At 65.8% G+C, this 26,415-nt stretch carries 24 protein-coding genes; 8 read left to right on the plus strand and 16 right to left on the minus strand.

Going from position 1 to position 26,415, the window contains the following annotated elements; all coding sequences use genetic code 11:
- The first annotated feature begins 259 nt into the window (after window positions 1-259).
- Window positions 260-1,231: a LysR substrate-binding domain-containing protein gene (locus XH96_RS34995; protein WP_246789881.1), complete on the plus strand. Its 972-nt coding sequence runs from the start codon at window positions 260-262 to the stop codon at window positions 1,229-1,231.
- Between the two features lie 43 nt (window positions 1,232-1,274).
- Here the strand turns inward: XH96_RS34995 and XH96_RS35000 are convergent, their stop codons facing one another.
- Genes XH96_RS35000 through XH96_RS35035 form a run of 8 tightly spaced genes read right to left on the minus strand, consistent with a single transcriptional unit; the run spans window position 1,275 to window position 9,336 of the window.
- Window positions 1,275-2,648 (minus strand): amidohydrolase family protein, encoded by a 1,374-nt coding sequence (locus tag XH96_RS35000; protein ID WP_194389873.1) that lies wholly within the window; start codon window positions 2,646-2,648, stop codon window positions 1,275-1,277.
- On the minus strand, window positions 2,645-4,228 hold the full coding sequence (locus XH96_RS35005) for an ABC transporter substrate-binding protein (RefSeq protein WP_194389874.1): 1,584 nt from the start codon (window positions 4,226-4,228) through the stop codon (window positions 2,645-2,647). The genes XH96_RS35000 and XH96_RS35005 overlap by 4 nt, the downstream gene beginning before the upstream one ends.
- The gene (locus XH96_RS35010; RefSeq protein WP_194389875.1) at window positions 4,228-5,112 is read right to left on the minus strand and encodes a polysaccharide deacetylase; all 885 of its coding nucleotides are present in this window, start codon (window positions 5,110-5,112) and stop codon (window positions 4,228-4,230) included. Before XH96_RS35010 ends, XH96_RS35005 begins: the two co-directional genes overlap by 1 nt.
- A complete protein-coding gene (locus XH96_RS35015) occupies window positions 5,099-5,914 on the minus strand; it encodes an ABC transporter substrate-binding protein (RefSeq protein ID WP_194389876.1) in 816 nt (271 codons plus the stop codon). Before XH96_RS35015 ends, XH96_RS35010 begins: the two co-directional genes overlap by 14 nt.
- A 16-nt stretch (window positions 5,915-5,930) precedes the next feature.
- Window positions 5,931-6,695 carry an amino acid ABC transporter ATP-binding protein gene (locus XH96_RS35020; protein ID WP_194389877.1) on the minus strand — a complete coding sequence of 255 codons (765 nt, stop codon included), beginning with the start codon at window positions 6,693-6,695 and terminating at the stop codon, window positions 5,931-5,933.
- Entirely contained in the window at window positions 6,692-7,549 is an 858-nt protein-coding gene (locus XH96_RS35025) for an amino acid ABC transporter permease (RefSeq protein WP_194389878.1), read from the minus strand. Before XH96_RS35025 ends, XH96_RS35020 begins: the two co-directional genes overlap by 4 nt.
- Window positions 7,546-8,373 carry an ABC transporter substrate-binding protein gene (locus tag XH96_RS35030; RefSeq protein ID WP_194389879.1) on the minus strand — a complete coding sequence of 276 codons (828 nt, stop codon included), beginning with the start codon at window positions 8,371-8,373 and terminating at the stop codon, window positions 7,546-7,548. The genes XH96_RS35025 and XH96_RS35030 overlap by 4 nt, the downstream gene beginning before the upstream one ends.
- Before the next feature lie 39 nt (window positions 8,374-8,412).
- Window positions 8,413-9,336, minus strand: coding sequence for an N-carbamoyl-D-amino-acid hydrolase (locus XH96_RS35035; RefSeq protein WP_028181223.1), 924 nt, complete (start codon window positions 9,334-9,336; stop codon window positions 8,413-8,415).
- A 184-nt stretch (window positions 9,337-9,520) separates the two neighbouring features.
- On the opposite strand from XH96_RS35035, the gene XH96_RS35040 reads away from it, so the two are divergent.
- Window positions 9,521-10,447: a LysR family transcriptional regulator gene (locus XH96_RS35040; protein ID WP_194389880.1), complete on the plus strand. Its 927-nt coding sequence runs from the start codon at window positions 9,521-9,523 to the stop codon at window positions 10,445-10,447.
- A gap of 39 nt (window positions 10,448-10,486) precedes the next feature.
- Window positions 10,487-11,191 carry a type 1 glutamine amidotransferase gene (locus XH96_RS35045; protein WP_194389881.1) on the plus strand — a complete coding sequence of 235 codons (705 nt, stop codon included), beginning with the start codon at window positions 10,487-10,489 and terminating at the stop codon, window positions 11,189-11,191.
- 294 nt (window positions 11,192-11,485) lie between these two features.
- Here the strand turns inward: XH96_RS35045 and XH96_RS35050 are convergent, their stop codons facing one another.
- From XH96_RS35050 to XH96_RS35085, 8 genes are all read right to left on the minus strand, one after another.
- On the minus strand, window positions 11,486-11,953 hold the full coding sequence (locus XH96_RS35050) for a nuclear transport factor 2 family protein (RefSeq protein ID WP_194389882.1): 468 nt from the start codon (window positions 11,951-11,953) through the stop codon (window positions 11,486-11,488).
- Window positions 11,954-12,046: 93 nt separating this feature from the next.
- Window positions 12,047-12,496: a tol-pal system-associated acyl-CoA thioesterase gene (ybgC, locus tag XH96_RS35055; RefSeq protein ID WP_194389883.1), complete on the minus strand. Its 450-nt coding sequence runs from the start codon at window positions 12,494-12,496 to the stop codon at window positions 12,047-12,049.
- A gap of 67 nt (window positions 12,497-12,563) precedes the next feature.
- Complete coding sequence (locus tag XH96_RS35060; protein WP_194389884.1) at window positions 12,564-13,484, minus strand: metallophosphoesterase; 921 nt, start codon at window positions 13,482-13,484, stop codon at window positions 12,564-12,566.
- Window positions 13,485-13,589: 105 nt separating this feature from the next.
- The gene (locus XH96_RS35065) at window positions 13,590-14,459 is read right to left on the minus strand and encodes a DUF6869 domain-containing protein (protein WP_194389885.1); all 870 of its coding nucleotides are present in this window, start codon (window positions 14,457-14,459) and stop codon (window positions 13,590-13,592) included.
- A 97-nt stretch (window positions 14,460-14,556) separates the two neighbouring features.
- Window positions 14,557-15,591 carry a Holliday junction branch migration DNA helicase RuvB gene (ruvB, locus tag XH96_RS35070; RefSeq protein WP_194394383.1) on the minus strand — a complete coding sequence of 345 codons (1,035 nt, stop codon included), beginning with the start codon at window positions 15,589-15,591 and terminating at the stop codon, window positions 14,557-14,559.
- Between the two features lie 182 nt (window positions 15,592-15,773).
- Window positions 15,774-16,391 (minus strand): Holliday junction branch migration protein RuvA, encoded by a 618-nt coding sequence (gene ruvA / locus XH96_RS35075; RefSeq protein WP_194389886.1) that lies wholly within the window; start codon window positions 16,389-16,391, stop codon window positions 15,774-15,776.
- Between the two features lie 240 nt (window positions 16,392-16,631).
- Window positions 16,632-17,159 carry a crossover junction endodeoxyribonuclease RuvC gene (gene ruvC, locus XH96_RS35080; protein WP_194389887.1) on the minus strand — a complete coding sequence of 176 codons (528 nt, stop codon included), beginning with the start codon at window positions 17,157-17,159 and terminating at the stop codon, window positions 16,632-16,634.
- A gap of 206 nt (window positions 17,160-17,365) precedes the next feature.
- Window positions 17,366-18,112 (minus strand): YebC/PmpR family DNA-binding transcriptional regulator, encoded by a 747-nt coding sequence (locus XH96_RS35085; protein ID WP_194389888.1) that lies wholly within the window; start codon window positions 18,110-18,112, stop codon window positions 17,366-17,368.
- A 204-nt stretch (window positions 18,113-18,316) separates the two neighbouring features.
- Here XH96_RS35085 and XH96_RS35090 point away from each other — a divergent pair, with 204 nt between their 5' ends.
- The 5 genes from XH96_RS35090 to XH96_RS35110 all read left to right on the plus strand — a co-directional run bounded on the left by XH96_RS35090 (window position 18,317) and on the right by XH96_RS35110 (window position 26,267).
- Entirely contained in the window at window positions 18,317-20,065 is a 1,749-nt protein-coding gene (locus tag XH96_RS35090) for a methyl-accepting chemotaxis protein (protein ID WP_194389889.1), read from the plus strand.
- A 108-nt stretch (window positions 20,066-20,173) separates the two neighbouring features.
- Window positions 20,174-21,598, plus strand: a complete 1,425-nt coding sequence (locus XH96_RS35095; RefSeq protein ID WP_194389890.1) for a methyl-accepting chemotaxis protein — start codon at window positions 20,174-20,176, stop codon at window positions 21,596-21,598.
- A gap of 687 nt (window positions 21,599-22,285) precedes the next feature.
- The gene (locus tag XH96_RS35100) at window positions 22,286-22,750 is read left to right on the plus strand and encodes a (2Fe-2S)-binding protein (RefSeq protein WP_194389891.1); all 465 of its coding nucleotides are present in this window, start codon (window positions 22,286-22,288) and stop codon (window positions 22,748-22,750) included.
- A gap of 8 nt (window positions 22,751-22,758) precedes the next feature.
- Window positions 22,759-24,927 carry a xanthine dehydrogenase family protein molybdopterin-binding subunit gene (locus XH96_RS35105; protein WP_194389892.1) on the plus strand — a complete coding sequence of 723 codons (2,169 nt, stop codon included), beginning with the start codon at window positions 22,759-22,761 and terminating at the stop codon, window positions 24,925-24,927.
- A complete protein-coding gene (locus XH96_RS35110) occupies window positions 24,924-26,267 on the plus strand; it encodes a cytochrome c (protein ID WP_194389893.1) in 1,344 nt (447 codons plus the stop codon). The genes XH96_RS35105 and XH96_RS35110 overlap by 4 nt, the downstream gene beginning before the upstream one ends.
- Window positions 26,268-26,415: the final 148 nt, after the last annotated feature.

A 26,415-nucleotide genomic window follows, 5' to 3' on the forward strand; every position in this document is an offset into this window, starting at 1 on the left:
CAATACCGGAATGAGGTGACGTGCCGACAAATCTCGGCCGAAGCGCCTTCCGCATTTCCTTCCGCGCAAATCCCTCTCCGATCAGGGCTCCGGCCCCTGTGCGGCGGGTTTTGGCGCGATTTGGAGGTTTGACCCCCTCCAATCTGCCGAAAAAGCGGGCTGTCTCCAGCTCTGATGAAAAAGATCGCAACCTATACTTCCATCGTCCAATGAATAATGGCACCCTCTGCATGCCAAAATGTTATGATTGGATTCTGGTATGGCGCGGATCAATTCGCGGCAGGTGGAGGCCTTCCGGGCCACGATGCTGACCGGCAGCGTCACCGAGGCGGCAAAATTGATGGTGGTGACACAACCAGCGGTCAGCCGGCTGCTGCGTGACTTCCAGGCGCTGCTCAAGATGGAGCTGTTCGAACGACGGGGCACCGGCCTGGTCCCGACCGCGGCGGCGATGGCGCTCTATACCGAGGTCGAGCGCTCCTTCGTCGGTCTCGAGCGCATCACCGCGGCTGCCGAAGAAATCCGCGGCCGGCGCACCGGTTCGCTTAGGATCGCCGCACTGCCGGCGCTGGCGAACGGCTATCTGCCGCGGCTCGCGGGGCATTTCTTGATGGAGCGCCCCAACCTCAACCTTGCCTTCTTCGGCGTGATCTCGCCGATCGTGGTCGACTGGGTGTTGAACAACCAGTGCGACATCGGCTTTGCCGAGGTGCCGATCGCGCATTCCGGCCTGCCGAGCCAGCGGCTGCCGGGACTGGCGCGCGTCGCGGTGCTGCCGACCGGTCATCGCCTCGCGGAGAAGGAAGTGCTGGAGCCGCGCGATTTCGAGGGCGAGACCTTCATCTCGCTGTCGGCGGGATCGTCGAGCCGGCATCTCGTCGACCAGGTCTTCCACCGCCACGATGTCCGCCGCGTGCTCAGGGTCGAGACCACGCTGTCGGAGATCATGTGCGGTATGGTGTCGTCGGGACTCGGTGTGTCGATCTGCGATCCCTTCACCGCGCAGGAGTTTGCAACGCGCGGTGTCGTCGTGAGACGTTTCCTGCCGCGCATCGACTTCGAATTCTCGGCGGTCTTTCCGGCACAGCGCAGTCCGTCCCCGGTGGCGCTGGATCTGGTCGAAACCATGCGCAAGGCGCTGGTTGAATTCGAGGATCAGGACTTGGGTTTGAACAGTGCAGCCACAGGCTCGCTGCAACCTCTCCCGCGTGCGGGAGAGGTCGGCGCGTAGCGTCGGGAGAGGGAGCGCACCGTCGTCGTAGCGCCAGCAGCGCTCAGCCGCTGAACGCGGCCTGCGCTTCCGGCAGGTCCCAGATCTTGCCGATCGCGGCGGTGCCGGCCGCGATGATCGCCGCCTCATCCGAGCCGAGATAGCGGCCGGCATCGATCAGCACACGACCGTCGACCATGACCTGATCGATATTGGCGCGGTTGGCGAGCGCGATCAGCGCACGGCGGGGATCGAACAGCGGCTGCAGATGCGGATGGCTGAGATCGACAACGGTGAGATCGGCGGTGGCGCCCGGCTCGATGCGGCCGAGATCCGGACGCTTGATGACATCGGCGGCCACCGCCGTGTTCGCCTCGATCAACTCGGGTGAGTTCGCGACGTCGGGACGCGCCGAAGTGATCTTGGAGATCAGCGATGCCGCATTGAGCTCGCCGAGCAGGTCCATGTTGTAGCCGTCGGTGCCGACCACGGTGCGCACGCCGTGCTCGGCGAAGCGGCTGAAGGCCGCGGTGATGCCGGCGCGCGCGAAGACGCGCGGGCAGTTCAGCACGGTCATGCCGCGCGCGGCCATCAGCTTGAGGTCGTCGTCGCTGCTGAACATGCAATGTGCCGCCATGAGGTCGGACGCCAGCAGGCCGAGCCAGTCCAGATATTGCGCGGGCGTGCGGCCGCCATAGCGCTTGCCGATGGTCTCGACCTCGGCCCGGCTCTGCGCCATGTGCGTCGTGATGGGCACCCCGAGCTCGCGCGCCCGGGTGGCGCATGCTTTCAGCAGATCAGGACCGCAGGTGTCTGTGGCGTGCGGGCTCATCGCAAGGCTGATGCGGCCGTCGCCGCGATTGTGCCAACGTTGATAGAGCGCATTCCACGTCGCCATGTCCGTGGCGCCGTCATCGCCTGAATACTGCACCACGCCGTCCGGGCCGGCCTTGGCGTCCGATGTCGAGAACAGATAGGGCGCACCGTAGAACCGGATGCCCATCTCCTCCGCCGCGTCGAACATTTCCGGAATCGAATTGCGGAACGGCTCCATCACGGTGGTGGCGCCTCCCTTCAGGAGTTGGAGAATGCCGAGCCGCGCCACGGCGAGCCGCTCTTCCGCTGACAAGATCTCGGCGCCGCGTTTGGTCAGCGGCAGCAGCACCGTGTAGACGATGCTCTGGTTGTTGCGGCGGCCATTGCCGTCTTCGGTGTGGCTGCGCGCGACCGCCTCGGAGAAGCAGTGATTGTGCAGGTTCAGGAGGCCCGGCAGCACGAACCGGCCGGGACGATCGTAGACCTGGTCAGCGCTGGGCTTGTCGCGCGTAATTGCCGCGATCCTCCTGCCCTCGACCAGGACCCAATGGTCGCGCAGCACGTCCTGCGCGCCGTCCTTCCGTGACAGCACATAGCTGCCGAAAATTGCCGTGGTGCTCATGCGGGACGCACGTTCCAGAAGACGGCGGTGCCGTCGAGAATGCCGGTGATGGCCTTGCGATAGGCGGTCGGCTGTTTATACAGCCCGATCGGAATATACGGGATTTCCTCGAACGCGACCGCCTGGATCGCGCGGCAGATGCGCTGCTGCTCGGCGAGCTCGGACGCCGCCAGCCACTGGCTGCGCAACGGCCCCATCTTCTCGCTCGCGTACCAGCCGGCGACCTTGCCTTCGCCCCGGATGTTGGTGTTGCCGGCCGGGTTGAGCCAGTCGATGCCCTGCCAATTGCCGACCGCCGCGCTCCAGCCGCCCTGCCCGATCGGATCCTTCTTGAGCTGGCGCTGCAACACGACGGCGAAATCGAGCCCGGCATATTCGACATTCATGCCGGCCTTGCGCAAGCTATCGACCGCGATCTCGCCGAGTGGCTTCTGCGCCAGCGAATTGGTGGGAACCAGCACCACGATTTTCTCGCCATTGTAGCCGGCGGCCTTGAGATCGGCCTTGACCTTGGCGTAGTCGCGCGGGCCGCGGAAGACGTCGAGGCCGACGTCGCTCGCCATCGGCGTGCCGGGCGCGAAATAGCCGATCGGCGAAACCTGAAAGGCGGGATCGACGCCGGCAACCGCGGTCATGAACGCGGACTGATCGATCGCGCCCAGCAGCGCGCGGCGGATGGCGGGATTGTCAAACGGCGGCTGCAGGTGATTGAGACGCAGCATGCAGGCGTAGCCGCGGGGATCGAGGATACGCGTCTCGATGTCGCCTGCAGCCCTGATCACCGGCAACAGATCATGCGGCGTGGTCTCCTGCCAATCCTGCTCGCCGGTCTGGAGCGCGGCGACACCGGTGCCGGCATCGGGCGTGGTGGTCCAGACCACGCGGTCGTAGTGCACGATCTTCGGTCCGGCGGTCCAATCCGGCTTGCCGTCGGTGCGCGGCTGGTAGCGCTCGAACCTGGCATAGGCGTTGCGCGCGCCCTGCACGCGCTCCTCGGCGAGATAGCGGAACGGGCCGCTGCCGATCACCTCGGTCAGCGGTTTGAACGGGTCCTGGCTCGCCAGCCGCTCCGGCATCATGAAGCAGGCATTGATCGCGGCCTTGCCCAGCGCCTGCGGCAGCAGCGGGAACGGACGCTTGAGGCGAAAACGGATGGTGCGATCGTCGGCAGCCAGCAGTTCGGCCGTCGCCTCCAACAACTCGCCGCCAAAGCCGTCTCGCGCCGCCCAGCGGCGGATGCTGGCGACGCAGTCGCGCGCGAGCACGCGCTCGCCGTCGTGCCAGAACAGGCCGCCGCGAAGCGTAAGGTCCCATTGCAGCCCGTCAGCGGAGATGACGTGGCCCGACAGCATTTGCGGCGAGACTTGCAGGGAAGCGCTCATGCCGTAGAGCGTGTCGTAGACCATGAAGCCGTGGTTTCGCGACACCTGCGCGGTCGAGTAGATGGGATCGACGAAAGCGAGATCGATCACGGGGATGAAGCGCAGCGTGGACTGAGATTCAGCGCGGACGATGCCCGGCAGCGACAGCGCCGGCAGCGCTGCGCCAGCCTTGAGGAGCGAGCGGCGGGAGATGGGCATTAGCGGTTACCGGCCTCGTGGCGCAGGAAGTTTTCCGCGATCTTCTCGCCGGTGGTGATCCAGACATCCGGGCACGATTTTGCGTAGGTCAGGAACTCGCGCAGCAGGCGCAGCCGCATCGGGCGGCCGCTGCATTGCGGATGCAGCACCGTCGTCACCATCGCGCCCCAGTCGCGCACCTCGTCGAGCTCGTCCTTCCACATCGAGAGCACGTGCTCCTTCGGGAAGATCGAGCGCGGGCTGAAACGGGCGGAGAGGCCGTGCATCCAGTCGTCATAGCTCGCGGTCACCGGCAGCTCGATCGTGCCGGGCTTGCCGTCGGCGAGACGATGGCGATAGGGCCTGACGTCGTCACGGAACGAGGACGTATAGACGATGCCGTGGCGCACCAGTGCGACGCGCAGCTCCTCCGTGAACTCGCCGTAGGGCGCGCGATAACCGGTCGGCTTGACGCCGAGCCGGCGCTTCAGCGCCTCGAAGCCGCGCTCCAGCTCCTCCTCGATCCAGGGATCGCCGGGATCCGGCAGCAGATGGTGATAGCCGTGATGGCCGATCTCGTGACCGGCCTTGAGGATGGACTCCGCCATCGCCGGATGCGCGTCGACCGACCACCCCGTGACGAAGAACGTCGCCTTGAGATCGAGCTGGTCGAGCAGCTCCAGCAGCTTCGGCGTGCCGACGCGCGCCTCATAGCCGCCATAGCTCATGGTGATCAGCCGCTGTGCGTGACCTGCATCCTTGCTGGTCCAGGCGCTCTCGGCGTCCACGTCGAACGACAGGAACATCGCGGATGTATACGGCTTCGGCCAGGGATATTCGGGCGCGGGATCCGCGGTGTTGGCCGGAACGAGCGGAATGCTCTGAAGTGCCTTACTGTCCAGCATTGATGGTGGCCTTCTCGATTGCGTTGTCAGTCAGTTTCCATTTGGCGAGCAAGGTCTTGTAGGTGCCGTCAGCGATCAGCGCGTCGACCGCCTCCAGCATGGCCTGCTGCAATGCCTTCTCCTTCACCGGCAGAGCAATGCCGGTGAATTGCTGCGCGATGGGCTCGCCCACCGTCGCGTAGTTGCCGGGCTCGAGGTCCATGATGTAGGGCAGCGTCTCGTTGCCCTGGGCAGCGGCGTCGATGCGGCCCTGCCTGAGCTGGGTGCGCGCATCGGCCGAACCGTCGGTGCCGACGAACTGGATCGGATTGCCGCCGCAATTCTTCTCGCTCCAGGCCGCGATCTGCGCCGGAAACATGGTGCGGCGGCTGGCGCCGACCTTCTTGCCGCAGAGCGCCACCGCATCCTTGAATTCGGCCTTGCGCGACGCCTGCACGAAGAACTGCGGGCCGCTTCGCAAGTAATCGACGAAGGACGCGACCTCGTGCCGGCTGGCATAGTCCGTGAAGCCGGACAGGATGGCATCCACCCGCCCGGTCGAGATCGACGGCATGAATTCGGCAAAGCTCGTCTCCTGCCATTCGATCTTGACGCCGAGCTTGCGGCCGATGGCTTCGCCGAGATCGATGTCGAAGCCGGACAGGGCGTTGGTGGCGGGATCGCGAAACTCCATCGGCGGATAGTTCGGCACCAGCGCGACCTTGAGGCTGCCGCGCTTGGCGATCTCCGCCGGCAATTCAGCCGCCATCGCCGACGCATGCATGGCACCCAGGAACGCCGTCGCAACCAAAAGTCTCTTCATCACCAAGCCCCCATGTTCAGATCACAGCCGAAAGAAATGCCCTGGTGCGCTCCTCGCGCGGTGCGCCCAATACGTCGGACGCACGCCCCTGCTCGACGATCGCGCCCTGGTCCATGTAGACGACGCGGTCGGCGACCTCGCGGGCGAAGCCGAGCTCGTGCGTCACCACCATCATGGTCATGCCGCTTCGCGCCAGCTCCTTCATCACCGCGAGCACCTCGCCGACGAGTTCGGGATCGAGCGCGCTGGTCGGCTCGTCGAACAGCATCAGCATCGGCTTCATGGCGAGCGCCCGCGCGATCGCGACGCGCTGCTGCTGGCCGCCGGAGAGCTGGGCGGGATATGAATCCGCCTTGGCCGCCAGCCCGACGCGGCGAAGCAGATCGAGCGCCTCGGCGCGCACCTCATCGGCTTTACGCCCCTGAACCTGGGTCGGACCCTCGGTGATGTTCTCCAGCGCGGTCTTGTGCGGAAACAAATTGAAGCGCTGGAACACCATGCCGGTCTTCAGCCGCTGCCGGCCGATCTCACGCTCGGTGAGTCGACGCAGCCGTCCGCCCTGCTCGCGCACGCCCAGCAGCTCGCCCTCGAGCCAGATGCCGCCGGCATCGATCGTGGCAAGCTGGTTGATGCAGCGGAGCAGCGTCGTCTTGCCGGAGCCGGAGGCGCCGATCAGGCACATCACCTCGCCGGGCCAGACGTCGAGCGAGACCTTCTTGAGAGCCTGAAACTCTCCAAAACTCTTGCTGACGGAGCGGATCGCGACGAGGGGCTTTGTCATCGTGCCAGCCGCAATGTGCCGCGCGCAAAACGACGTTCGAGCAGCATCTGGAGCGGGGTCAGGATCGAGACCACGAGCAGGTACCAGAGACCGGCGACGATCAGGAGCTCGATCACGCGTGAGTTGGCGTAGTAGATGTTCTCGGCGTTGTGCAGCAGCTCGGGATACTGGATCACGCTGGCAAGCGACGTCGCCTTCACCATTCCGATGAACTCGTTGCCGAGCGGCGGGATCACCACGCGCATCGCCTGCGGCAGCACGATCCGCCGCAGCGCGCGCAGCCGCCCCATGCCGATCGCCTGCGCCGCCTCATATTGCCCGATATCGACCGACAGCATGCCGGCGCGCATCACTTCGGAGGTGTAGGCGCCCTGGTTGATGCCGAGCCCAAGCAAGGCGGCGAGGAATGGCGTCATGACGTCGACGGCGCGTGCGGACCACAGGCCGGGGATGCCGATGGTCGGGAACACCAGCGCGAGATTGAACCACAGCAGCAATTGCAGGATCAGCGGGGTGCCGCGAAACAGCCAGGTGTAGCCGGCCGCGACTGTCTTCAGCACCGGGTTGGGTGACAGCCGCATGATCGCAACGACGATGCCGAGCACGATGCCGAGCGCCATCGCCAGCACCGCCATCACCATGGTGTTGACGATGCCTTCGAGAATGACCTTTGCTGTCAGAAAGCGGCCGACATAGGACCATTCGATCTGGCCGGCCGCGAACGCGCGCGCAATCGCCGCCAGCACGAGGATGATCAGGGCCGCGCTCAGCCAGCGAAACCAGTGCGGCTCGCGCGCGATCTGCATTCCCGACAGATCGGGAAATCCGTCCGCGAGTGCCGGAGCCGGCTTCATTGCGGCGCCGCGTTCAGCATGGGCTGGGCGACAGCGTTGGCGCCAAGACCCCATTTGTCGAGAATGGCCTTGTAGGTGCCGTCGGCGATCATCGCCGCGAGCTTCTCCGTCACGACCTCGCGCAGGGCTGCATCGTCCTTGCGGAACATGATGCCCTGGTAGCCCTTGGCGAAGGGCTCGCCGACCACGCGGTATTTCCCGGGCTCCTGCGTCTGCGCGTAAGGCAGCGTCTCGCTGCCCTGCACGGCGGCGTCGATGCGGCCCTGCTTGAGCTGGTTGCGGACGTCGATCGAGTTCTCGCCCGGAACATATTGGATCGCCGGCTTGCCGGCCGGCTCGCAATTCTGCTTGTTCCATTTCTCGATCTCGACCGGGAAGCTGGTGCTGCGGGTGGTGCCGACCTTCTTGCCGCAGAGATCGGTCGCATCCTTGGCCCCGCTCTCCGCCATCACGAAGAACTGCGGGCCGGTTGCGAGGTAGTCGACGAAATCGGCAGTCTCGCGCCGCGAGGCGCGATCGGAGATGCCGGAGATGATGAAATCGGCGCGCTTGGTCTGGAGCGAGGGGATCAGCTCGGCGAACGGCGTCTCGCTCCAGACGATCTTCAGCCCGCCAAGCCGCTTGGCGAGCTCTTTAGCGAGATCGATATCGAGCCCGACCAGCTCGTTGGTTGCGGGATCGCGATATTCCATCGGCGCGTAGGTGGAATTGACCGTGAGCTTCAGCGTGCCGGCCTGCTTGATCTCCGCCGGAAGCTCGGCCGCCTGCGCCGACGTCACGGCAGCCAACGCTGCGAAGGCAAGCAAATGCGGGAGGCGTGTCATGTCAGCTCCTTTGCCAACGGTGCGATCGGTCGTTCGAAATCAATCTGCGTCGAGAACGGCCGGCTCGATGACGCCGGCGCGCTCGGTGATCACCCTGTACTGCTCGGGCCGCCGGTGGGCGGCGAAATTGAACATCTTGTCCTTGCCCTGGCGGCAGAGGTCGAGGTCGATGTCGGCGACGATCACCTCGTCCGCGAGCGTCTGGGCCTGCGCGACGATGCGGCCGTTGGGATCGACGATGCACGAGCCGCCGATCAGCCCGGAGCCGTCCTCCTCGCCCGCCTTGGCCACCGAGATCGCCCAGGTCGCGTTCATGTAGGCGTTGGCCTGCGTCACCAGCGTCGAGTGGAAGGTGCGCAAGGCGCCGTCTTCGGTGGCGCCACCGTTTGGATCATAGGCCGCCGAATTGTAGCCGATGCAGACGAGTTCGACGCCCTGCAGGCCGAGCACGCGCCAGGATTCCGGCCAGCGCCGATCGTTGCAGATCATCATGCCCATGATGGCATGGGCCCAGGACGAGCCGGCGCGGAAGGCGGGAAAGCCGAGGTCGCCATATTCGAAGTAGCGCTTCTCGAGCTGCTGGTAGCGCGCGCCCGGACGCGGCTCGACCGACCCGGGAAGATGCACCTTGCGGTAACGGCCGAGAATCTCACCGTCGCGATCGACCAGGATAGAGCAGTTGTAGCGCCGGCCGTCCGGCGTCTTCTCGGCATAGCCGACATAGAAGCCGACGCGGAGCGCACGCGCCCGATCGAACAGCCTTGCCACCGCCGGATTCGGCATGCTGCGCTCGAAATACTGGTCGAGAGCCTCGCCTTCGAGCAGCCAGCGCGGGAAGAAGGTGGTGAAGGCAAGCTCGGGAAACACCACGAGGCTCGCACCGCGGCCGGCCGCCTCCTCCAGCATGTCGAGCATCCGCGACAGCGTATGCTCGCGCGTATCGGCTTTTTGCGTCGGCCCCATCTGAGCGGCGGCGGCGCGAAGGACACGAACCAAGTTTGCCTCCAATCTGTGCGCGGTGCTGCCTCAATGGGCGAATGAACCCTTTGATACGACGCGCAAATCCGCTGCCATTACGGTTGAGCGGGGCTGCAAAATCAATTCGCTTTGCTATGATGTTTTGGCCCTGAGTATAATCGGCAGTGATATGAACCTGCGTCAGCTCGAGATTCTGCGTGCGGTCATCCGCCACCGCACCACGGTTGCGGCGGCGGACGAGCTGGCGCTGTCGCAGCCCGCGGTGAGCAACGCGCTGAAGACGATGGAGGCGCAGGCCGGTTTCGCGCTGTTCGAGCGCGTCAACAACCGGCTGTTTCCGACCGCCGAAGCCATGGCGCTCTACAAGGAGAGCGAAGCGATCTTCGCGCTGCACGCCAAGCTCGAGAACCGCGTACGCGATCTGCGCGAGAACCGATCCGGGCATCTCGCCATCGTGGCGACCCCGCCGCTCGCCTACAGCATCATCCCTTCCGCGCTGTCAGGCTTCCTGCGCCGTCGCCCGGAGACGCGCATGTTCTTCGATGTGCGCCGCTACGAGGGCATCATCGAGGGTGTGCTGAGCCGCGTCGCCGAGCTCGGCTTCGCGCTCGGACTGACGCATCATCCAGGGATCGCGCATGAGGTGGTGCATACCGGCGAGATGGTGTGCGTGCTGCCGCCGCAGCATCCGCTCGCGGAACGGCCGGTGATCTCGGCCGCTGATCTCTCCGGCCTGCCCTTCATCGGGCTCGAGCGCGGCACGCGGCTTGGCGAAGCCGTGCGCGACAGCTTTGCCCGCGCCGGTGCGCCGTTCCGGCCGACGGTCGAGGTGCGCTACTGCAACACGGCCTGCGTGCTCGCGGCCGCCGGCGTCGGCGCTGCGGTGGTCGATCCGTTCTCGCCGCGGCAGAACGGCGGCAGCGGCCTCGTCGTCCGTCCATTCACGCCGACGACGCAGGCGGTCGCCTATATGCTGTGGTCGGAAGCCGAGCCGCTGTCGCGTCTGGCCAAGGCCTTTCTCAGCGAGGTCCGCAAGGAGAGCGCGCTGCTCGAGCGCACAGCGCCGCACCAGCAACATGGTGCAGAAGGCGACTGAGCTTGCGATCACACGCGCAACCTTCTACCCGAGGCGCACATGGCACGCATCACCATCATCGAGACTGGGCTGGTTCCTCCAGAGCATCGCGAGCGCCACGGCTCGTTTCCGGACATGTTCGCGCGCATGATCCGAACCGAGGACCCCACGGCGACGGTCGAGGTCGTCAGCATCCCGAAGGGCGATGCGCTCCCCGACCCGCGCAAGCTTGAGGCCGTCCTGATCACCGGCGCCGCTGCCGGCGTCTATGACGAACTCGACTGGATGGCGCCGCTGGAGGATTTCGTGCGCCAAGCCTACACCAACAAGACACCGATGGTCGGTGTCTGCTTCGGCCATCAGCTGATCGCGCAGGCGCTTGGCGGCACCGTGCGCAAGTCGGAGAAGGGCTGGGGCATCGGCCGGCACGTCTATCAGGTGCTGCCGGAGAACGGCGTGGTCGACGGCGACGCGGTCGCGATCGCCGCCTCGCATCAGGACCAGGTGATCGATCCGCCGGACGATGCGCTGACGATTCTGTCGTCCGACTTCACCCCGCATGCCGGCCTGCTCTATGCCAACGGTGTGACGCTGACAGTCCAGCCGCATCCGGAATTCGACGTAGCGTTCGCGCAAGTGTGCTGCGACCTGCGCGAAGGGAAAGCGCCGGATGACGTCGTCGCCACAGCGCGGGCGTCGCTGGCGCAGCCATTGGACAATGCGAAGCTGGGCGGAGCGATTACAAGGTTCTTGGCGAGGCGCTGATTTCACCTCGCCCCGCTTGCAGCAAGGCAATCGCATATGGATTTCACGAGGGAGCGCGGGCTTGCTCCGCCTCCCCCGCTTGCGGGAGAGGCGGACGCGCTCGCAGAGCGCGCCGGGTGAGGGTTCTCACCACTCGGGGACAGCCGCCGCATTTCTCGACAATCCCGATGCGGAGGCAGCCCCCTCCCCAACCCTCCCCCGCAAGTGGGAGAGGGAGCCGAATTCCGATGCCGTCCCATCCTGCCACCATATTCGATTGGCTTGCCGCTTGCGGGGAGAGGGTCAGGAAGTAGCTCAGAACGGCTCGCTTCCCAGCCCCGGCGCATCGGCCGGCCGCGGGCCCGGCGCCGCCCAGTGAAACCGGCGATCCTTCTCCGCGATCGCGACGTCGTTGATCGAGGCCTCGCGCCGCTTCATCAGGCCGTGCTCATCGAACTCCCACTGCTCGTTGCCGTAGGAGCGATACCACTGGCCGCCGGCATCGTGCCATTCGTACTGGAAGCGCACCGCGATGCGGTTGCCATCGAAGGCCCAGAGGTCCTTGATCAGCCGGTAGTCCAGTTCCTTCTCCCACTTGCGGGTGAGGAACGCGACGATGGCCTCGCGGCCCTGAAAGACTTCGGAACGATTGCGCCAGCGGCTGTCCTCGGTATAGGCGAGCGACACGCGGACCGGATCGCGTGAATTCCAGGCGTCCTCGGCCATGCGGGCCTTTTGCGCAGCGGTCTCGCGGGTGAAGGGTGGAAGCGGCGGGCGCGACATGATGGCCTCATCGGTTGATCGGGCCGAGAATTTATCGCCCCGATTGGCGGAGTCGATAGGCCGCCACAAATCAGGCGATCACTTATCGGGCGATCACGAAATCAGATCGGCCTTCATCAGCGTGCGTATCGACTTCGGAATCGGCTGGGCGCGACCGCCGCTGATGAAGGCAACGCGGACCTCGGCCTTCACCAGCACATCGTGGCCGCGCCGCACCTCCTGCGCCAGCATGATGGACGCACCCTTCACCGCGACCGGCCAGGTCACGACGTCGAGCACGTCGTCCATTCGCGCAGGCCTGAGAAAATCCAGATGCATCGAGCGGACGACGAAGGCAAAGCCTGCGCCCTCCGTCTCGACCTGCTCGAACAGCGCCTGCTGCTCGGCGCCCATCAGCCTCAGATGATTGGTGCGTCCGCGCTCCATGTAGCGCAGATAGTTGGCGTGATAGACGATCCCCGAGAAATCCGTGTCCTCGTAATAGACGCGGACCTGCATGTGGTGGCGGCCGTCGCGGATCTCGCCGTCCAGATGGGCAGTCACGTCGTGAGCCTCTTCGCTTGTCGCTGTCGGCCCGTTTTGCGCAAAAACCGCGGTCCGCGCAAGCGTGTTACGACACAACCGGCGCGGTCTGCCCCAGCCTCACCTCGACGATCTCCGGCGGCACCCCGACGCGGAGCGGCATGATGCTGCAGCCGAGGCCACCGGAGATGATGACGTCGCATTTCAGCCTGACATGACCATAGGCGAGGCGGACGCCATCCTGCGGCGGCACCGCGGGGGACCAGCCGAGCAGGCGGACCTGGCCGCCATGGGTGTGGCCGGACAGTTGCAGCGCGACACGCGCCGGCACGCGCGGCGCGATGTTGGGCTCATGCGCGAGCAGGATGACGGGCGCATCGTCCGTGACCTTGGCGAGCGTCGCGCTGAGATCGTCGGCGCCGAACCGCGCCATGCCGCGAAACCGGCGCGCCGGCAGGAACGCGAGTTGATCGCCGAGTCCGGCGAGCCAGAACGGGCGGCCGTCCTTGGTGAGGCGCACGACGTCGTTCTCGTAGACGGGGATGCCGGCCGCTTCCAGCGCGCGGTGCGCGACGGTCACCCCCTGCCCGGCCCGTTGCACGAGCCTGTCATCCCAATAGTCGTGGTTGCCCATGACGGCGTGGACGCCGAGCGGCGCCTTGAGGCCGGCCAGCACGCGTGCCCATTCGCTGCACGGAATGATGCGCGTGACCTGATGCAGGCCGGCGACATAGTCGCCGAGCAGCACGATAAGGTCGGCCTTCAGCGCGTTGGTGCGGTCGACGATGGCCGCGACCCGGTCGAGCGGCATCCAGGGATCGCAGGCATGGAGGTCGGCGATGACGGCGATCTTCAGCGGAAGATCCGCCGGCCATTGCCGCGGCGTGGGATGATAGCGGGTGACGCGGAGCCGCAGCATCGGCTCGACGCCGACGCCATAGGCGGCCGTCGAGACGCCGAGGGCGGACAGACCGCCGATGGAACGGATGAGATGACGGCGCGTGATCATGGAAGCCCGTTTCAGATGCAGCTTCTCGATGCGATGCGATTGAAGCAGAATTGGGATGCGCTCGTGCAGATCGTCTGCATCCTCGTGCAGACGCCTGCACGGGCATCACCAGCGGCTCTCGCCAACCAGCGCATCCAGCCGCGTCTTCAATTCGTCCGACGCCCGGTAGTACCAGACACCGCCGAGCAGATCGCGAAAACGTTCATTGACACGCGCCTCACGCTCGATGCGGTCGATCGTGCCGGCGTTGATCACATCTTCGAGGGGACCTGCGGCCAGCAGCGACAGCAATACCGGATTGGCCTCGATCCTCAGGATCTCCAGGATCAGGTCGATCATTCGGTCGGGATCATCCTCGCGCAGGTCTCGCTCGAAATCCATGATCGCGAACAGATTGTCGTCCTGGTCGCGCTCGGATTTGGAGTATTGCTCGACCCAGGCGCGCGCGAGCCTGGCGGTCGACATGTTGGCGAAATCGAGCGGCTCGCGCGGCGTGCGCTGCGCCAGATGATCGGCCTGCCAGGCCTTGCTGTCGGCAAGTCCTGCAATACGCGACATCAAGGGGTCGTCGGGATCGACATGCACGCCACCGAGCAGCCAGCGCAACCGGTCATTGTGCCCGGCCTCGTGCTCGATGCGCGCTATCACCTCCTCGCCGTGTGCGTAGAGCAGCGACAGCAGGAATTTGTCGTTGAGCTGCATCACGGTCGGCTTGTCGGCCTCGGACTTGAGCACTTCCAGCACGAGATCGAGCGCCTGCTGCGGCCGGCGGTGCGGCAGACGATCGAAATAGAGTTTCAAGGCCCAGACGCTGCCGACCTGGTCGCGCCGGCTGACGCGTTGAAGCGCGCACCACATCGACGCCAGCTCTCCGAGCGGCATCGGGTCCAGGAACGCCTCGGTCTCATCAGGCGTCTGCAGCTGCGGCGCAGCCGCGATGACCTCGAGCAATCCAGCGTCATCCGTCAGCCCCATTCTTCCCACTCCAATCCGTGTGCGAGAGCGGCGATGCCGTGCGCCGCGCATCGGATTAGTGATGGGATTGAACCGGCGGGTTCACCGGTTGCGGCAGTCAGTCGTCCTCGGACGGCTCGGTGCCGAACAGGCCGAACTGGGCCGGATCGCGATTGGGCTCGGCGAGACCGAGATGGCGGAAGGCGTGCGACGTGAGCAGCCGGCCGCGCGGAGTGCGCTGCAGATAGCCGCACTGGATCAGATAGGGCTCGATGATGTCCTCGATCGCATCGCGCGGCTCGGACAGCGCGGCGGCCATGGTCTCGACGCCAACCGGGCCGCCGCCATAGTTCATCGCGATGGTCGAGAGATAGCGGCGATCCATCGCGTCGAGACCCGCGGCGTCGACCTCGAGCGCGCTCAGCGCATGGTCGGCGATCTTGCGGTCGATCGTGGCGGCATCGGCCGCGGAGGCGAAATCGCGGACGCGCCGCAGCAGCCGGCCTGCGATGCGGGGCGTGCCGCGGGCGCGGCGCGCGATCTCGTTGGCGCCATCCGCGCTCATGCCGACATTGAGCACGCGGGCGCCGCGGGTGACGATGCTCTCCAGCTCCTCGATCGTGTAGAAATTCAGCCGCACCGGAATGCCGAAGCGGTCGCGCAGGGGATTGGTGAGCAGCCCGGCGCGCGTGGTGGCGCCGACGAGGGTGAATTTCGACAGCTCGATCTTCACCGAGCGCGCCGCCGGTCCCTCGCCGATGATGAGGTCGAGCTGGAAGTCCTCCATCGCAGGATAAAGCACCTCTTCCACCGCGGGGCTGAGGCGATGGATCTCGTCGATGAAGAGCACGTCGCGCTCTTCGAGATTGGTGAGGAGCGCGGCGAGATCGCCGGCCTTGGCGATGACAGGCCCCGATGTGGCGCGGAAGCCAACGCCGAGCTCCTTGGCCACGATCTGCGCCAGCGTGGTCTTGCCGAGGCCGGGGGGACCGACGAACAGCACGTGATCCAGCGCCTCGCCGCGCTTGCGCGCCGCCTCGATGAAGATCGACAGATTCTTGCGCGCCTGCTGCTGGCCGACGAAATCGGACAGCGACTGCGGACGCAGCGCGGTGTCGCCGACGTCGTCGCTGCGGCGCTCGGGCGAGACCATGCGGGAGGCCTTGGGATCGCTCACTCAGCGAACTCCTCGTAGAGTGGGCAAAGGCGCCCTAGGCGCCGTGCCCACCATGTCTCCGATCATTCGAAAGATGGTGGGCACGCTTCCGCCTTCGCTCTTTGAGCTACGGCGGACAAGTCGCTTTGCCCACCCTATGAGATCGGCCGTTGCCGCGCTCACTTTGCCAGTTCCTTCAGACCAAGACGGATGAGCTGCGCGGTCTCGGCATTCTCGCCCGCGCTCCGCGAGGCCGACGCGATCGCCGCGGCCGCCTGCGGCTGGCCATAACCGAGATTGACCAGCGCCGAAATCGCATCGGCAACGGGGCGCGGCGCGCGCTGGTCGTCGACGGCACCGGCGAGATGCACCACGGCCGGGTCGACATTGGCGAAGGCCGGCGCCTTGTCCTTCAACTCGGTGACGATGCGCTCGGCGACCTTCGGGCCGACGCCCGGCGTGCGCGCCACCGCCGCCTTGTCGCGCAACGCAATCGCATTGGCGAGGTCGGAAGGCTGTAGCGTGCCGAGCACGGCGAGTGCGACCTTGGCGCCCACGCCCTGCACGGTCTGGAGCAGGCGAAACCATTCGCGCTCCTGGTCGGTGCGGAAGCCGAACAGTTTTATCTGGTCCTCGCGGACGTAAGTCTCGATCGATAGCACCGCGGCCTCACCCGGCGATGGCAGATGCTGCAGCGTGCGCGAGGAGCAATGCACCTGGTAGCCGACGCCGCCGACGTCGAGGATGACGAAATCCTCGCCGTAGGAATCGATCAGGCCCTTGAGCTTGCCGATCATAGCTGCGCACCCATCGCTTGAAGGACGCACGGCAATGACTCACCGTTCCCTCCCCCCTTGTGGGGGAGGGTCAGGGAGGGGGGTACCACACGGAGATTCTCTCGAAGGCGCGAGCGCGGCGTGCGCCGCTCACCAACGACCGCGGCACCACCGCTGCGGCTACCCCTCTCCCCAACTCTCCCCCACAAGGGGGGAGGGAGCGCACCGCCGATGCCGCTCATCTGTGCCTCGCGACGCGCATCATATCCCCACCACCTTCAGCCGCAGCGCGGTGCTCTGGCGATGATGCGCGTGGGTGATGGCGATGGCGAGCGCGTCGGCGGCGTCCGCGGACGGCGGCTCGGCTTTGGGCAGCAGGATCTTCAGCATCATCGCGATCTGTTGCTTGTCGGCATGACCGGCGCCGACCACCGTCTTCTTGACCTGGTTCGGCGCGTATTCGGCGACAGAGATGCCGAACATTGCGGGCGCCAGCATGGCGACGCCGCGGGCCTGGCCGAGTTTCAGCGTGGCAACGCCGTCCTTGTTGACGAAGGTCTGCTCGACCGCAGCTTCCATCGGCTGGTGGTTGGAGAGAACGGCCGCGAGCCCCTCATGGATCGCGAGCAGGCGGCTCGACAGCGGCAAATCGTCCGGCGGCTCCACCGAGCCGCAGGCGACGTAGATCAGCCGGTTGCCCTCGGCCTCGATCACGCCCCAGCCGGTGCGGCGCAGGCCGGGGTCGATGCCGATGATGCGGACGGGGCCACGAATCGGGAGCGCAGTCATGGGCCAGTGATAGCGGCTGGCCGGACTGAGGGAAACAGAAACAGAACGGAAGTAACAGGGGAAAGGCGGTCTCGCGCCCCGGGCGCGGCGCAAAGCGGAGCGGCGCTGAACCGGCCCATTTTGCCAGCGATGCCCAGAGAACGATGGATCCCGGCTCGGAGCAGCAGCGTTTCACGCTGCAGCGCGTCCGGGACACGAGACCGGCGTCAGCCGCCCATCTTCGCCATCAGCGCGTCCGATATCTCGAAATTGGCGTAGACCTGCTGCACGTCGTCGTGCTCGTTGAGCAGGTCCATCAGCTTGAGCAGCTTCTCGCCGGTCTCGTCGTCGACGGCGACCGTGTTCTGTGGCTTCCAGATCAGCGCGGCCTTGCGCGGCTCGCCGAACTTGGCTTCCAGCGCCTTGGCGACGTCGCGGTAGCCTTCGGTCGAGGCGTAGATCTCGTGGCCGCTCTCGCCGGACACCACGTCGTCGGCGCCGGCCTCGATCGCCGCATCCAGCATGGCGTCGTCGGAGGCGACGCTGCGGTCATATTCGATGACGCCGGTGCGGTCGAACATGAAGGACACCGAGCCGGTTTCGCCGAGATTGCCGCCGGATTTGGTGAAGAAGGAGCGGATGTCGGAAGCGGCGCGGTTGCGGTTGTCGGTCAGCGCCTCGACGATGACGGCGACGCCGCCGGGGCCGTAGCCCTCGTAGCGGATCTCGTCATAGTTCTCGCCCTCGCTGCCGAGCGCCTTCTTGATGGCGCGCTCGATATTGTCCTTCGGCATGTTCTCCTGGCGCGCGGCGATCACGGCGGCGCGCAGGCGCGGGTTCATGGCGGGGTCGGGCGTGCCGAGCTTGGCGGCGACAGTGATTTCCCGCGCCAGCTTGCCGAACAGTTTCGACTTCTGGGCATCCTGCCGCCCCTTGCGGTGCATGATGTTCTTGAATTGGGAATGTCCGGCCATGCGTGATCTCGTTAAGGAATCGTGCGCCAAGGTGAGCGTGGGAAGCGCGGCCTTATAGGCCGCCAACCCACCGGAATGAAAGAGGCTCTACGACTTTAAGGTAATACCGTACTCGCCCGTGCCTAGAGGTCAGGCACCGTTAACCCTGATTTCATTCCGGGTTGCGAAAATAGCGCCCGACCGTTCTCCGACAAGAGAGGCCCGATGGCGTTCGGATTATTTCGGAAGCGTCTGCCGGACCAGACTGCGCCTGCGAAAGCCCTGGAGGCTCCGCAGCCGGCGGCCGATTCCGCGCACGCCCCGGCCGCCGAAAGTGATTCGGCCCGGGAAATCCTGGAACTGCTGGAACTCGAGCTCGGCGCGATGATCCGCCAGCTCGAGCGCGCCGCCAATTCCGTGGCCGGAGGCGCCGAGGCGACCGCCGCGACGCTTGCCGCCATTCGCGACCGCACCGATGCCCTGACCGGCCGGACCAACGCGGCGCAGTCGACCGCCTCCACCTTCGCCCATGCCGCCGACAAGTTCACCCAGTCCGCGCAAGGAATCGGCGCGCAGGTCCGCAATGCCGGCAAGCTCGCCGACGAGGCCAGCGCCGCGGCGCAGGAAGCCCGCGCCAATGTCGAGCGCCTGCGCGAATCCTCCGCGGCCATCGGCAATGTCGTCAATCTGATCGCACAGATCGCGCGGCAGACGACGCTGCTCGCGCTCAACTCCACCATCGAGGCCGCACGCGCCGGCGATGCGGGCAGAGGCTTTGCGGTCGTCGCGACCGAGGTCAAGGCGCTGGCGGTGCAGACGCAAGGGGCGACGGAAGAGATCACAAGGAAGATCGACGCGCTCCAGCGCGACGCCGCCGGCTCTGCCGATGCCGTGCACCGCATTTCGCAGGCGATCGAGGCGATCCGCCCTGTCTTCGACACCGTCAACGGCGCGGTCGCCGAGCAGAACGCCACGACCAGTGAAGTTTCCGGAAATGCCGCCAGCGCTTCGGAGTTCATCATCTCGGTCGGCGATAGCGCGGCCGAGATCGATGCCGCGACCAAGGCGGCGGAGACCCATGGCAAGAGCGTCGCCAGCGCCGGCAAGGCCGTCACCACTTTTGCTCAAAAGCTGAAATCGCGCTGCGCCGTGCTGCTCGGCCAGAGCGAGCACGCCGACCGCCGCAAGACCGAGCGGCTGCCCTGCCATCTCAGGTTCGAGACCCCGCGCGGGGTGATGCCGGTCTATGAAATCGCGATGGACGGCGTTCTGATCGGCGGCCCGGATGCAGGCAGGCTCGCACCGCAAGCGATGATCGAAGGCACACTCGAAGACATCGGCGCCTGCCGCCTGCGCGTGGTCGAGCAGTCCAAGGCCGGCGCCCGCGCGCAATTCGTTGGTGCAAGCGCCGCGCTCAGCGACAAGGTCGAGGACAAGCTCTGGTCGATCCATGAGGAGAACACGGAGCTGGTCACCCGTGCCATGGAGGCCGGCAATGCGCTGACGAAGATATTCGAGCAGGCGGTTGCGCGCGGCGAGGTCAGGATGGAGGACCTGTTCGACACGGACTACGTGGAAATTGCAGGGACCAATCCGCAGCAATTCCGCACGAGATATCTCGACTGGGCCGACCGCGCCCTGCCGCCGTTCCAGGAAGCCTTCCTGGCGAGGGAACCGCGGATGGCATTCTGCGCCATGGTCGACCGCAACGGCTTCCTGCCGGTGCACAACAAGATCTATTCGCATCCGCAGCGACCGGGCGACGTCGCCTGGAACACGGCCAACAGCCGCAACCGGCGGATGTTCAACGATCCGGCGGGGCTCGCTGCCGCGCGCAACCTGCGCTCGTACCTGGTCCAGAGCTATGCGCGGGACATGGGCAACGGCAACACGGTGATGATGCGCGAGATCGACGTCCCGATCCGCGTGCAGGGCCGTCACTGGGGCGGATTCCGCACCGCCTACAAACTGTAGTGCACGCTCAGGCAAGACGCCGGCGGCGAATCATCCTCTAAGTCGCAAATTGGAATGGGAATACCGCGGAGGGCCGGCGAACGGCTCTGACTGGAGGAAGCCCAAGACATGTCCGCCGCACAACTTGCAGTATTGGACACCGGATCGAACCGGACGCTCGCCGAGCGGCTGATCGACCAGCTCGCCGACCGCATCGGCGGCCTCGGCGTGGAGCTCGCCGACATCGCCGGCAACGTCCAGGACGTCGCAAACCGCGTCGCGAGCCAGTCGGAACGCTTCCACCACCTGCAGAGGACGGCCGAGACGATGGTCTCGGCCAACCACGACATCGCCAACGCATCGCAGGCCGTGCAAACGACGACGTCCGCGGCAGTCGGCGAGATCGCGCAATCGCGCAGCGCCGTCGACACCGCGGTCAGCCATATCTCCGAGCTGGTCGCAGCCGTGGAGCGGATCGAGGCGCGCCTGAGCGCCGTCGGCTCGGCACTGGCGCAGGTGGCGAAGGTCTCCGGCTCGATCGAGGCGATCGCGAAGCAGACCAATCTGCTGGCGCTGAACGCAACCATCGAAGCGGCGCGCGCCGGCAACGCCGGCCGCGGCTTCGCGGTGGTCGCGAGCGAGGTCAAGAACCTCGCGGAAGCCACTCGCCAGGCCACGCATGAGATCTCCGACACCGTGCGCGATCTCGACGGCCAGATCGAAGGCCTGATCGGCGAGAGCAGCGACGCTTCGCAGCGCGCCAAGACCGCCGGCGAAGGCGCGCAAGCGATCTCCGGCATCATCTCACGGGTGCAGCAGGGCTTCGCCTCCGTGGAGGCGGAGATCGGCAGCGTCACGCGCGCGGCGACCTCCAATCTCGGACATTGCGACACCGTCATCAGCGAGCTCAACGAGCTCGCCAAGGGCGTCGACCTCTCCTCGCGCGACCTCAAGAACGCCGACGAGCGGGTGGCGAAGCTGCTCGACGCCTCCGAAGGCCTGATCGCGCTGATCGCCGACAGCGGCGTGGAGACGTCGGATGCGCCGCTGATCCGTGTCGTCGTCGACACCGCGAAGCGGATTTCGGCCGAGTTCGAGGCCGCGATCGACCGCGGCGAGATCACGCTCGACCAGCTCATGGACGAGACCTACCGCGAGATATCAGGCACCGATCCGAAGCAGTACCTCACCGACTACGTCGCGTTCACCGACCGCGTGCTGCCCGCGATCCAGGACCCGATCCAGAAATCCGATCCCCGCATCGTGTTCTGCGTCGCCTGGGCGAGGGGCGGCTATCTGCCGACGCACAATCCGAACTACCGACTGCCGCAAGGCAAGGACCCGGTCTGGAACAACGCCAATTGCCGCAACCGCCGCCTGTTCACCGACCGCACGGTGAAGAAGGTCGCAAGCAACACGAAGCCGTTCCTGCTGCAGACCTATCGCCGCGACATGGGCGGCGGGCAGTTCGTGCTGATGAAGGACCTGTCCTCGCCGATCATGATTCGCGGCAGGCACTGGGGCGCGTTCCGGATGGGTTTTCGGCAGGGCTGACGGTTCTCGCGACCGCGCTCCGGCCTCGCCAAAATAAAAAGCTCGAAAACAACCCCATGCACAGTAGCCGGGGCGCGCGGAATCAATGGCTTGCGCCGGCGGGCCTCGGCGCGCTTTGACTCGTCGGGCAAAACAGGCGTATGATGCTATTATTCCGAAATCCCCCCTCCTTCTCCCCTTGTGGGAGAAGGTGGCGCGTAGCGCCGGATGAGGGGTCTGTCTCCGCGGGTAGAACTGCTCGAGAATGAGAGAGGGTCATACGTGGATAGAGACCCCTCACCCCAACGTGCCCGTGTCTACCGACGTCGCGGCCCTCTCCCACAAGGGGAGAGGGCACAACAACAAGCCGTCGCGATTGATCCCGTCGGACGTGCTGCCGTCCCCGACTTTCCCAATCGCACGAGTTTCGTCTTCGCATGATTTTGCGGATTTGCACGATCATCTGCGGCGGCCGATGTCGCGCGCGATGAAAATGGGTCAAAACATGACGATTATCATATCAATTGGCCCAAAACCTTGGCAGCGATCGCCGCACAAATTCGTGAATGTCATGGCCTCACGCCTCGTCCGCGCAAATATGCATTGCCGGAAATTTCGACGCTTCATCGTTTCGCATCGATATGATTATGGTCGCGCAAAATTCGTCGACGGGATCGCGGCACGCGATCGCCGAGCAAGGGAATGCATATGGCAACTGTTCTCACCATCAATGGCGAAACGAAATCCTTCGACGCGCCACCTGACATGCCGCTGCTGTGGGTGCTGCGCGACATCCTCGGCATGACCGGCACAAAGTTCGGCTGCGGCATCGCGCAATGCGGCGCCTGCACGGTGCATGTCGACGGCAAGGCGGTGCGCTCCTGCGTGCTGCCGGTGAGCGCGGTCGAGAATCGCACTGTGACCACGATCGAAGCCGTCGGCAGCACGCCTGCGGGCGCGAAGGTGCAGAAGGCCTGGCTCGAGGCCGAAGTCATCCAGTGCGGCTACTGCCAGTCCGGCCAGATCATGGCGGCTGCGGCGCTGCTGGCGACCACGCCAAATCCCGACGATTCCGACATCGACGCCGCGATGGCCGGCAACATCTGCCGCTGCGGCACCTATGTGCGCATCCGCGAGGCCATCAAGCAGGCCGCCAACGGCCGCCAGTCCTGAGGTTCGCCATGAACGCACATCACAGCATCTCCCGCCGCGCAGCTCTGACCGGCGGTCTCGCCACCGGGTTCCTGCTCGCCTTCCACCTGCCGCTGCGCGCCGCCGTCAACGAGCCGGTGCAGCCGCGCGATACGACCGACGGCAAGTTCGCGCCCAACGCGTTCATCCGGATCGACACGGACGGCGTGACCACGCTGGTGATGCCGCAAGTCGAGATGGGGCAGGGAATCTACACGGCGATCTCGATGATCCTGGCCGAGGAGCTCGACGCAGACTGGTCAAAGGTCCAGTTGCTGCACGCGCCGGCCAACGAGAAGCTCTACGGCAATCCGATCTTCGTCATCCAGGCCACCGGAGGCTCCACGTCGGTCCGCGCATTCTGGAAGCCGTTGCGCGAAGCCGGTGCCGGCGCACGCGCCATGCTCGTGCAGGCCGCGGCTGCGCAATGGGATGTCGACCCAGCCAGTTGCACGACATCGAAGGGGGAGGTGACCCACAAGGCGAGCGGTCGGACCGTCTCCTATGGTGCGCTGGCCGCCGCAGCAGCAGGTCAGACGCCGCCCAAAACCCCTGTACTCAAGGACCCCAAGGATTTCGTCTATATCGGCCAGCCCTTCAAGCGGCTCGACACCCCCGACAAGGTCAATGGCAAGGCCGTTTACGGTATCGACGCCATCGTTCCGAATATGAAGTTCGCGACGTTGGCGCAGTGCCCGGTGTTCGGCGGCAAGGTCGGCAAGGTCGATGACCGCGCCGCCAGGAAGATTCCGGGTGTGCGGCAGATCGTCGTGCTCGACGATCTCGTCGCCGTCATTGGCGATCACATGTGGGCTGCGAAGAAAGGCCTCGATGCGCTTGTGATCGAGTGGAACGAGGGACCGAACGCGACGATCAATTCGAAGGCGATCTGGGACGATTTGCGCGCCGCCAGCCAAAAGGATGGCGTCGTCGCCAAATCGACCGGCGACATCGGCAAGGGCCTCGCCGCCGGCGAGAGGTTCGAAGCGTCGTTCGAATTGCCGTTCCTCGCCCACGCCACCATGGAGCCGCTGAACGCCACGGTGCACTGCAAGCCCGATTCCTGCGAGATCTGGACCGGAACGCAGATCATGGCGCGCGTGCAATCGGAAGCAGCGAAGGCGGCTGGGCTTCCGGTCGAAAAGGTGACCGTCAACCAGCACCTGCTGGGCGGTGGTTTCGGCCGCAAGCTTGAGCCCGACATGGTGGTCGCCGCCGTTCGCATCGCCAAGGAGGTCGACGGGCCGGTGAAAGTCGTGTGGACCCGCGAGGAAGACATCCAGCACGATGTCTACCGACCCGTTTATCGCGACACGATCGCAGCGAGCCTGTCCGGCGGCAAAATCGTCGGCTGGAAATACAAGATCGCGGGTGCGGCGATCCTGGCACGCTGGCTGCCGCCGGCCTTCCAGAAGGGCATCGACATCGACGCAATCGATAGCGCTACCGACGTGCCCTACGACATCCCGAACTTCCACGTCGAATATGTCAGGGCCGAACCGCCGGCGATCCCGACCGGGTTCTGGCGCGGGGTCGGTCCGAACAACAACGTGTTCGCGGTCGAATGCTTCATCGACGAACTGGCGCGCAAGGCGGGCAAGGACCCGGTCGAGTTTCGCCGTGGCATGCTGGCCAATCAGCCGCGCTTCCTGTCGGTCCTCAACCTCGCCGCGGAGAAAGCCAATTGGGGTCAACCCTTGCCGCCGCGCGTCGGGCGCGGCGTGTGCCTGCAGCCGTCCTTCGGGAGCTTCATCGCAACGGTCGTGGAAGCGGAGGTTGACGAGCAAGGCGAGGTCAATCTGCGGCGCGCGACTTCGGTGGTCGACACCGGCATCGCCGTCAACCCTGACACGATCGTGGCTCAGGTCGAGGGCGGATTGATCTTCGGTCTGACCGCTGCGCTCTACGGCGAGATCACCATCGAGAACGGACGGGTCCAGCAGTCCAACTTCAACGACTACCGGATGCTGCGGATCAACCAGGCGCCCAAGATCGAGGTTCACGTCGTCAAGAGCGGCGAGGCGCCCGGCGGGATCGGCGAGACCGGCACGACGGCCGGGCCGCCGGCGCTGCGCAACGCGATTTACGCCGCAACCGGCGTGGCGCTGCGGCGCCTGCCGATCGATCGGAAACTGCTGGCTGCGGGGAAGAAGGCATGAGCGGCAAGATGCGTATCTTCGCAGGTATCGTCGTCATCGCCATCGTCGCGGCGGCGCTCGGCGTCTTCATCATCCGCGGGCCCGGCCCGCTCGACTTCGCGGGCGGCACGAAAGTGGCGCTGGCGGACTACCGCGCGGGCAAGCCGACCGGCGTGCCGGCGAAGCTCGAGAAGGCCGGCATCGTCGAGCGCGGCGAATATCTCACCAAGGCCGCCGACTGCATGGTCTGCCACACCAAGCCCGGCGAGAAGGAATATTCCGGCGGGCTCGCCTTCAAGCTGCCGTTCGGCACGCTCTATTCCACCAACATCACGCCGGACAAGGACACCGGCATCGGCAATTACAGCGACCAGGACTTTTTGAACGCGGTCCAGCACGGCAAGCGCCGGGACGGCGCGCGGCTGTATCCGGCGATGCCCTACACGTCCTACACGTTCATGACGGACGAGGACGTTCTGGCGGTGAAGGCCTATCTGTTCAGCCTGCCGGCGGTGCGCGCCAAGGCACCGGACAACACGCTGTCGTTCCCGTTCAACCAGCGCTGGGCGATGACGTTCTGGTCGGCCGTGTTCAATCCGGACACGCGCTTTGCGCCTGACACCTCGAAGAGCCCGGAGTGGAACAGAGGCGCGTATCTCGCCGAGGCGCTGGCGCATTGCGGCGAGTGCCACACCCCGCGCAATCTCGGCTTCGCGCTGGACAACCGCAGGAAGTTCGCCGGCGCCATCACGGCGGGGTGGCGCGCTTTCAACATCTCCTCCGACAAGGCGACAGGTCTCGGCAACTGGAGCGACCAGGATCTGATCTCGTACCTGTCGCTCGGCCATGCGCCGGGTCATGGCTCGGCCTCGGGTCCGATGGGTGAAGCGGTCGACAACAGCTTGAGCAAGCTCGCCCCCGAAGACATCAGCAGCATCGTTGCTTACCTGCGCAGCGTGCCGCCGCAGCCCTCGCCCAACCTGCCCGCCACTACGGCGCCGGTCGCTCCCGCCTCGCACCGCGACGGCGTCACGGCGGATGCCCGCGGCAAGCAGGTGTTCGCCAGCGCCTGCGCCAGCTGTCACGGCTGGAGCGGTGAGAGCCCGGTCTCGCCGATGGCGACGCTGACCGGCACCTGGGCCGTCAACGACCCCGCCGCCACCAACGTCGCGCAGATCGTGCTCTCGGGCACCAAGCGCCACACGCCTGACGGTGCGCTGTCGATGCCGGCGTTCGGCCATGCCTATACCGACGACGAGATCGCGGCGGTGGCGAACTATGTCACGGCGCGGTTTGGGGCGAAGGGCTCGAAGCTGACTGCGAAGGACGTGGCGGAGTTGCGGGGGCAGACGGCGGAGTAGCGCTTCTCTTACCCTCCCCTGGAGGGGGAGGGTCGGCTCACATTGAGCGCAGCGAAGATGTGAGACGGGGTGGGGTGACGGTCTCTCCGCATTGAACACTGCCCGTGGGGAGACATCACCCCACCCCGCTCGCGCTACGCGCGATCGA

It is taken from the genome of Bradyrhizobium sp. CCBAU 51765 (assembly GCF_015291725.1).
GTDB classification, from domain to species: domain Bacteria; phylum Pseudomonadota; class Alphaproteobacteria; order Rhizobiales; family Xanthobacteraceae; genus Bradyrhizobium; species Bradyrhizobium liaoningense.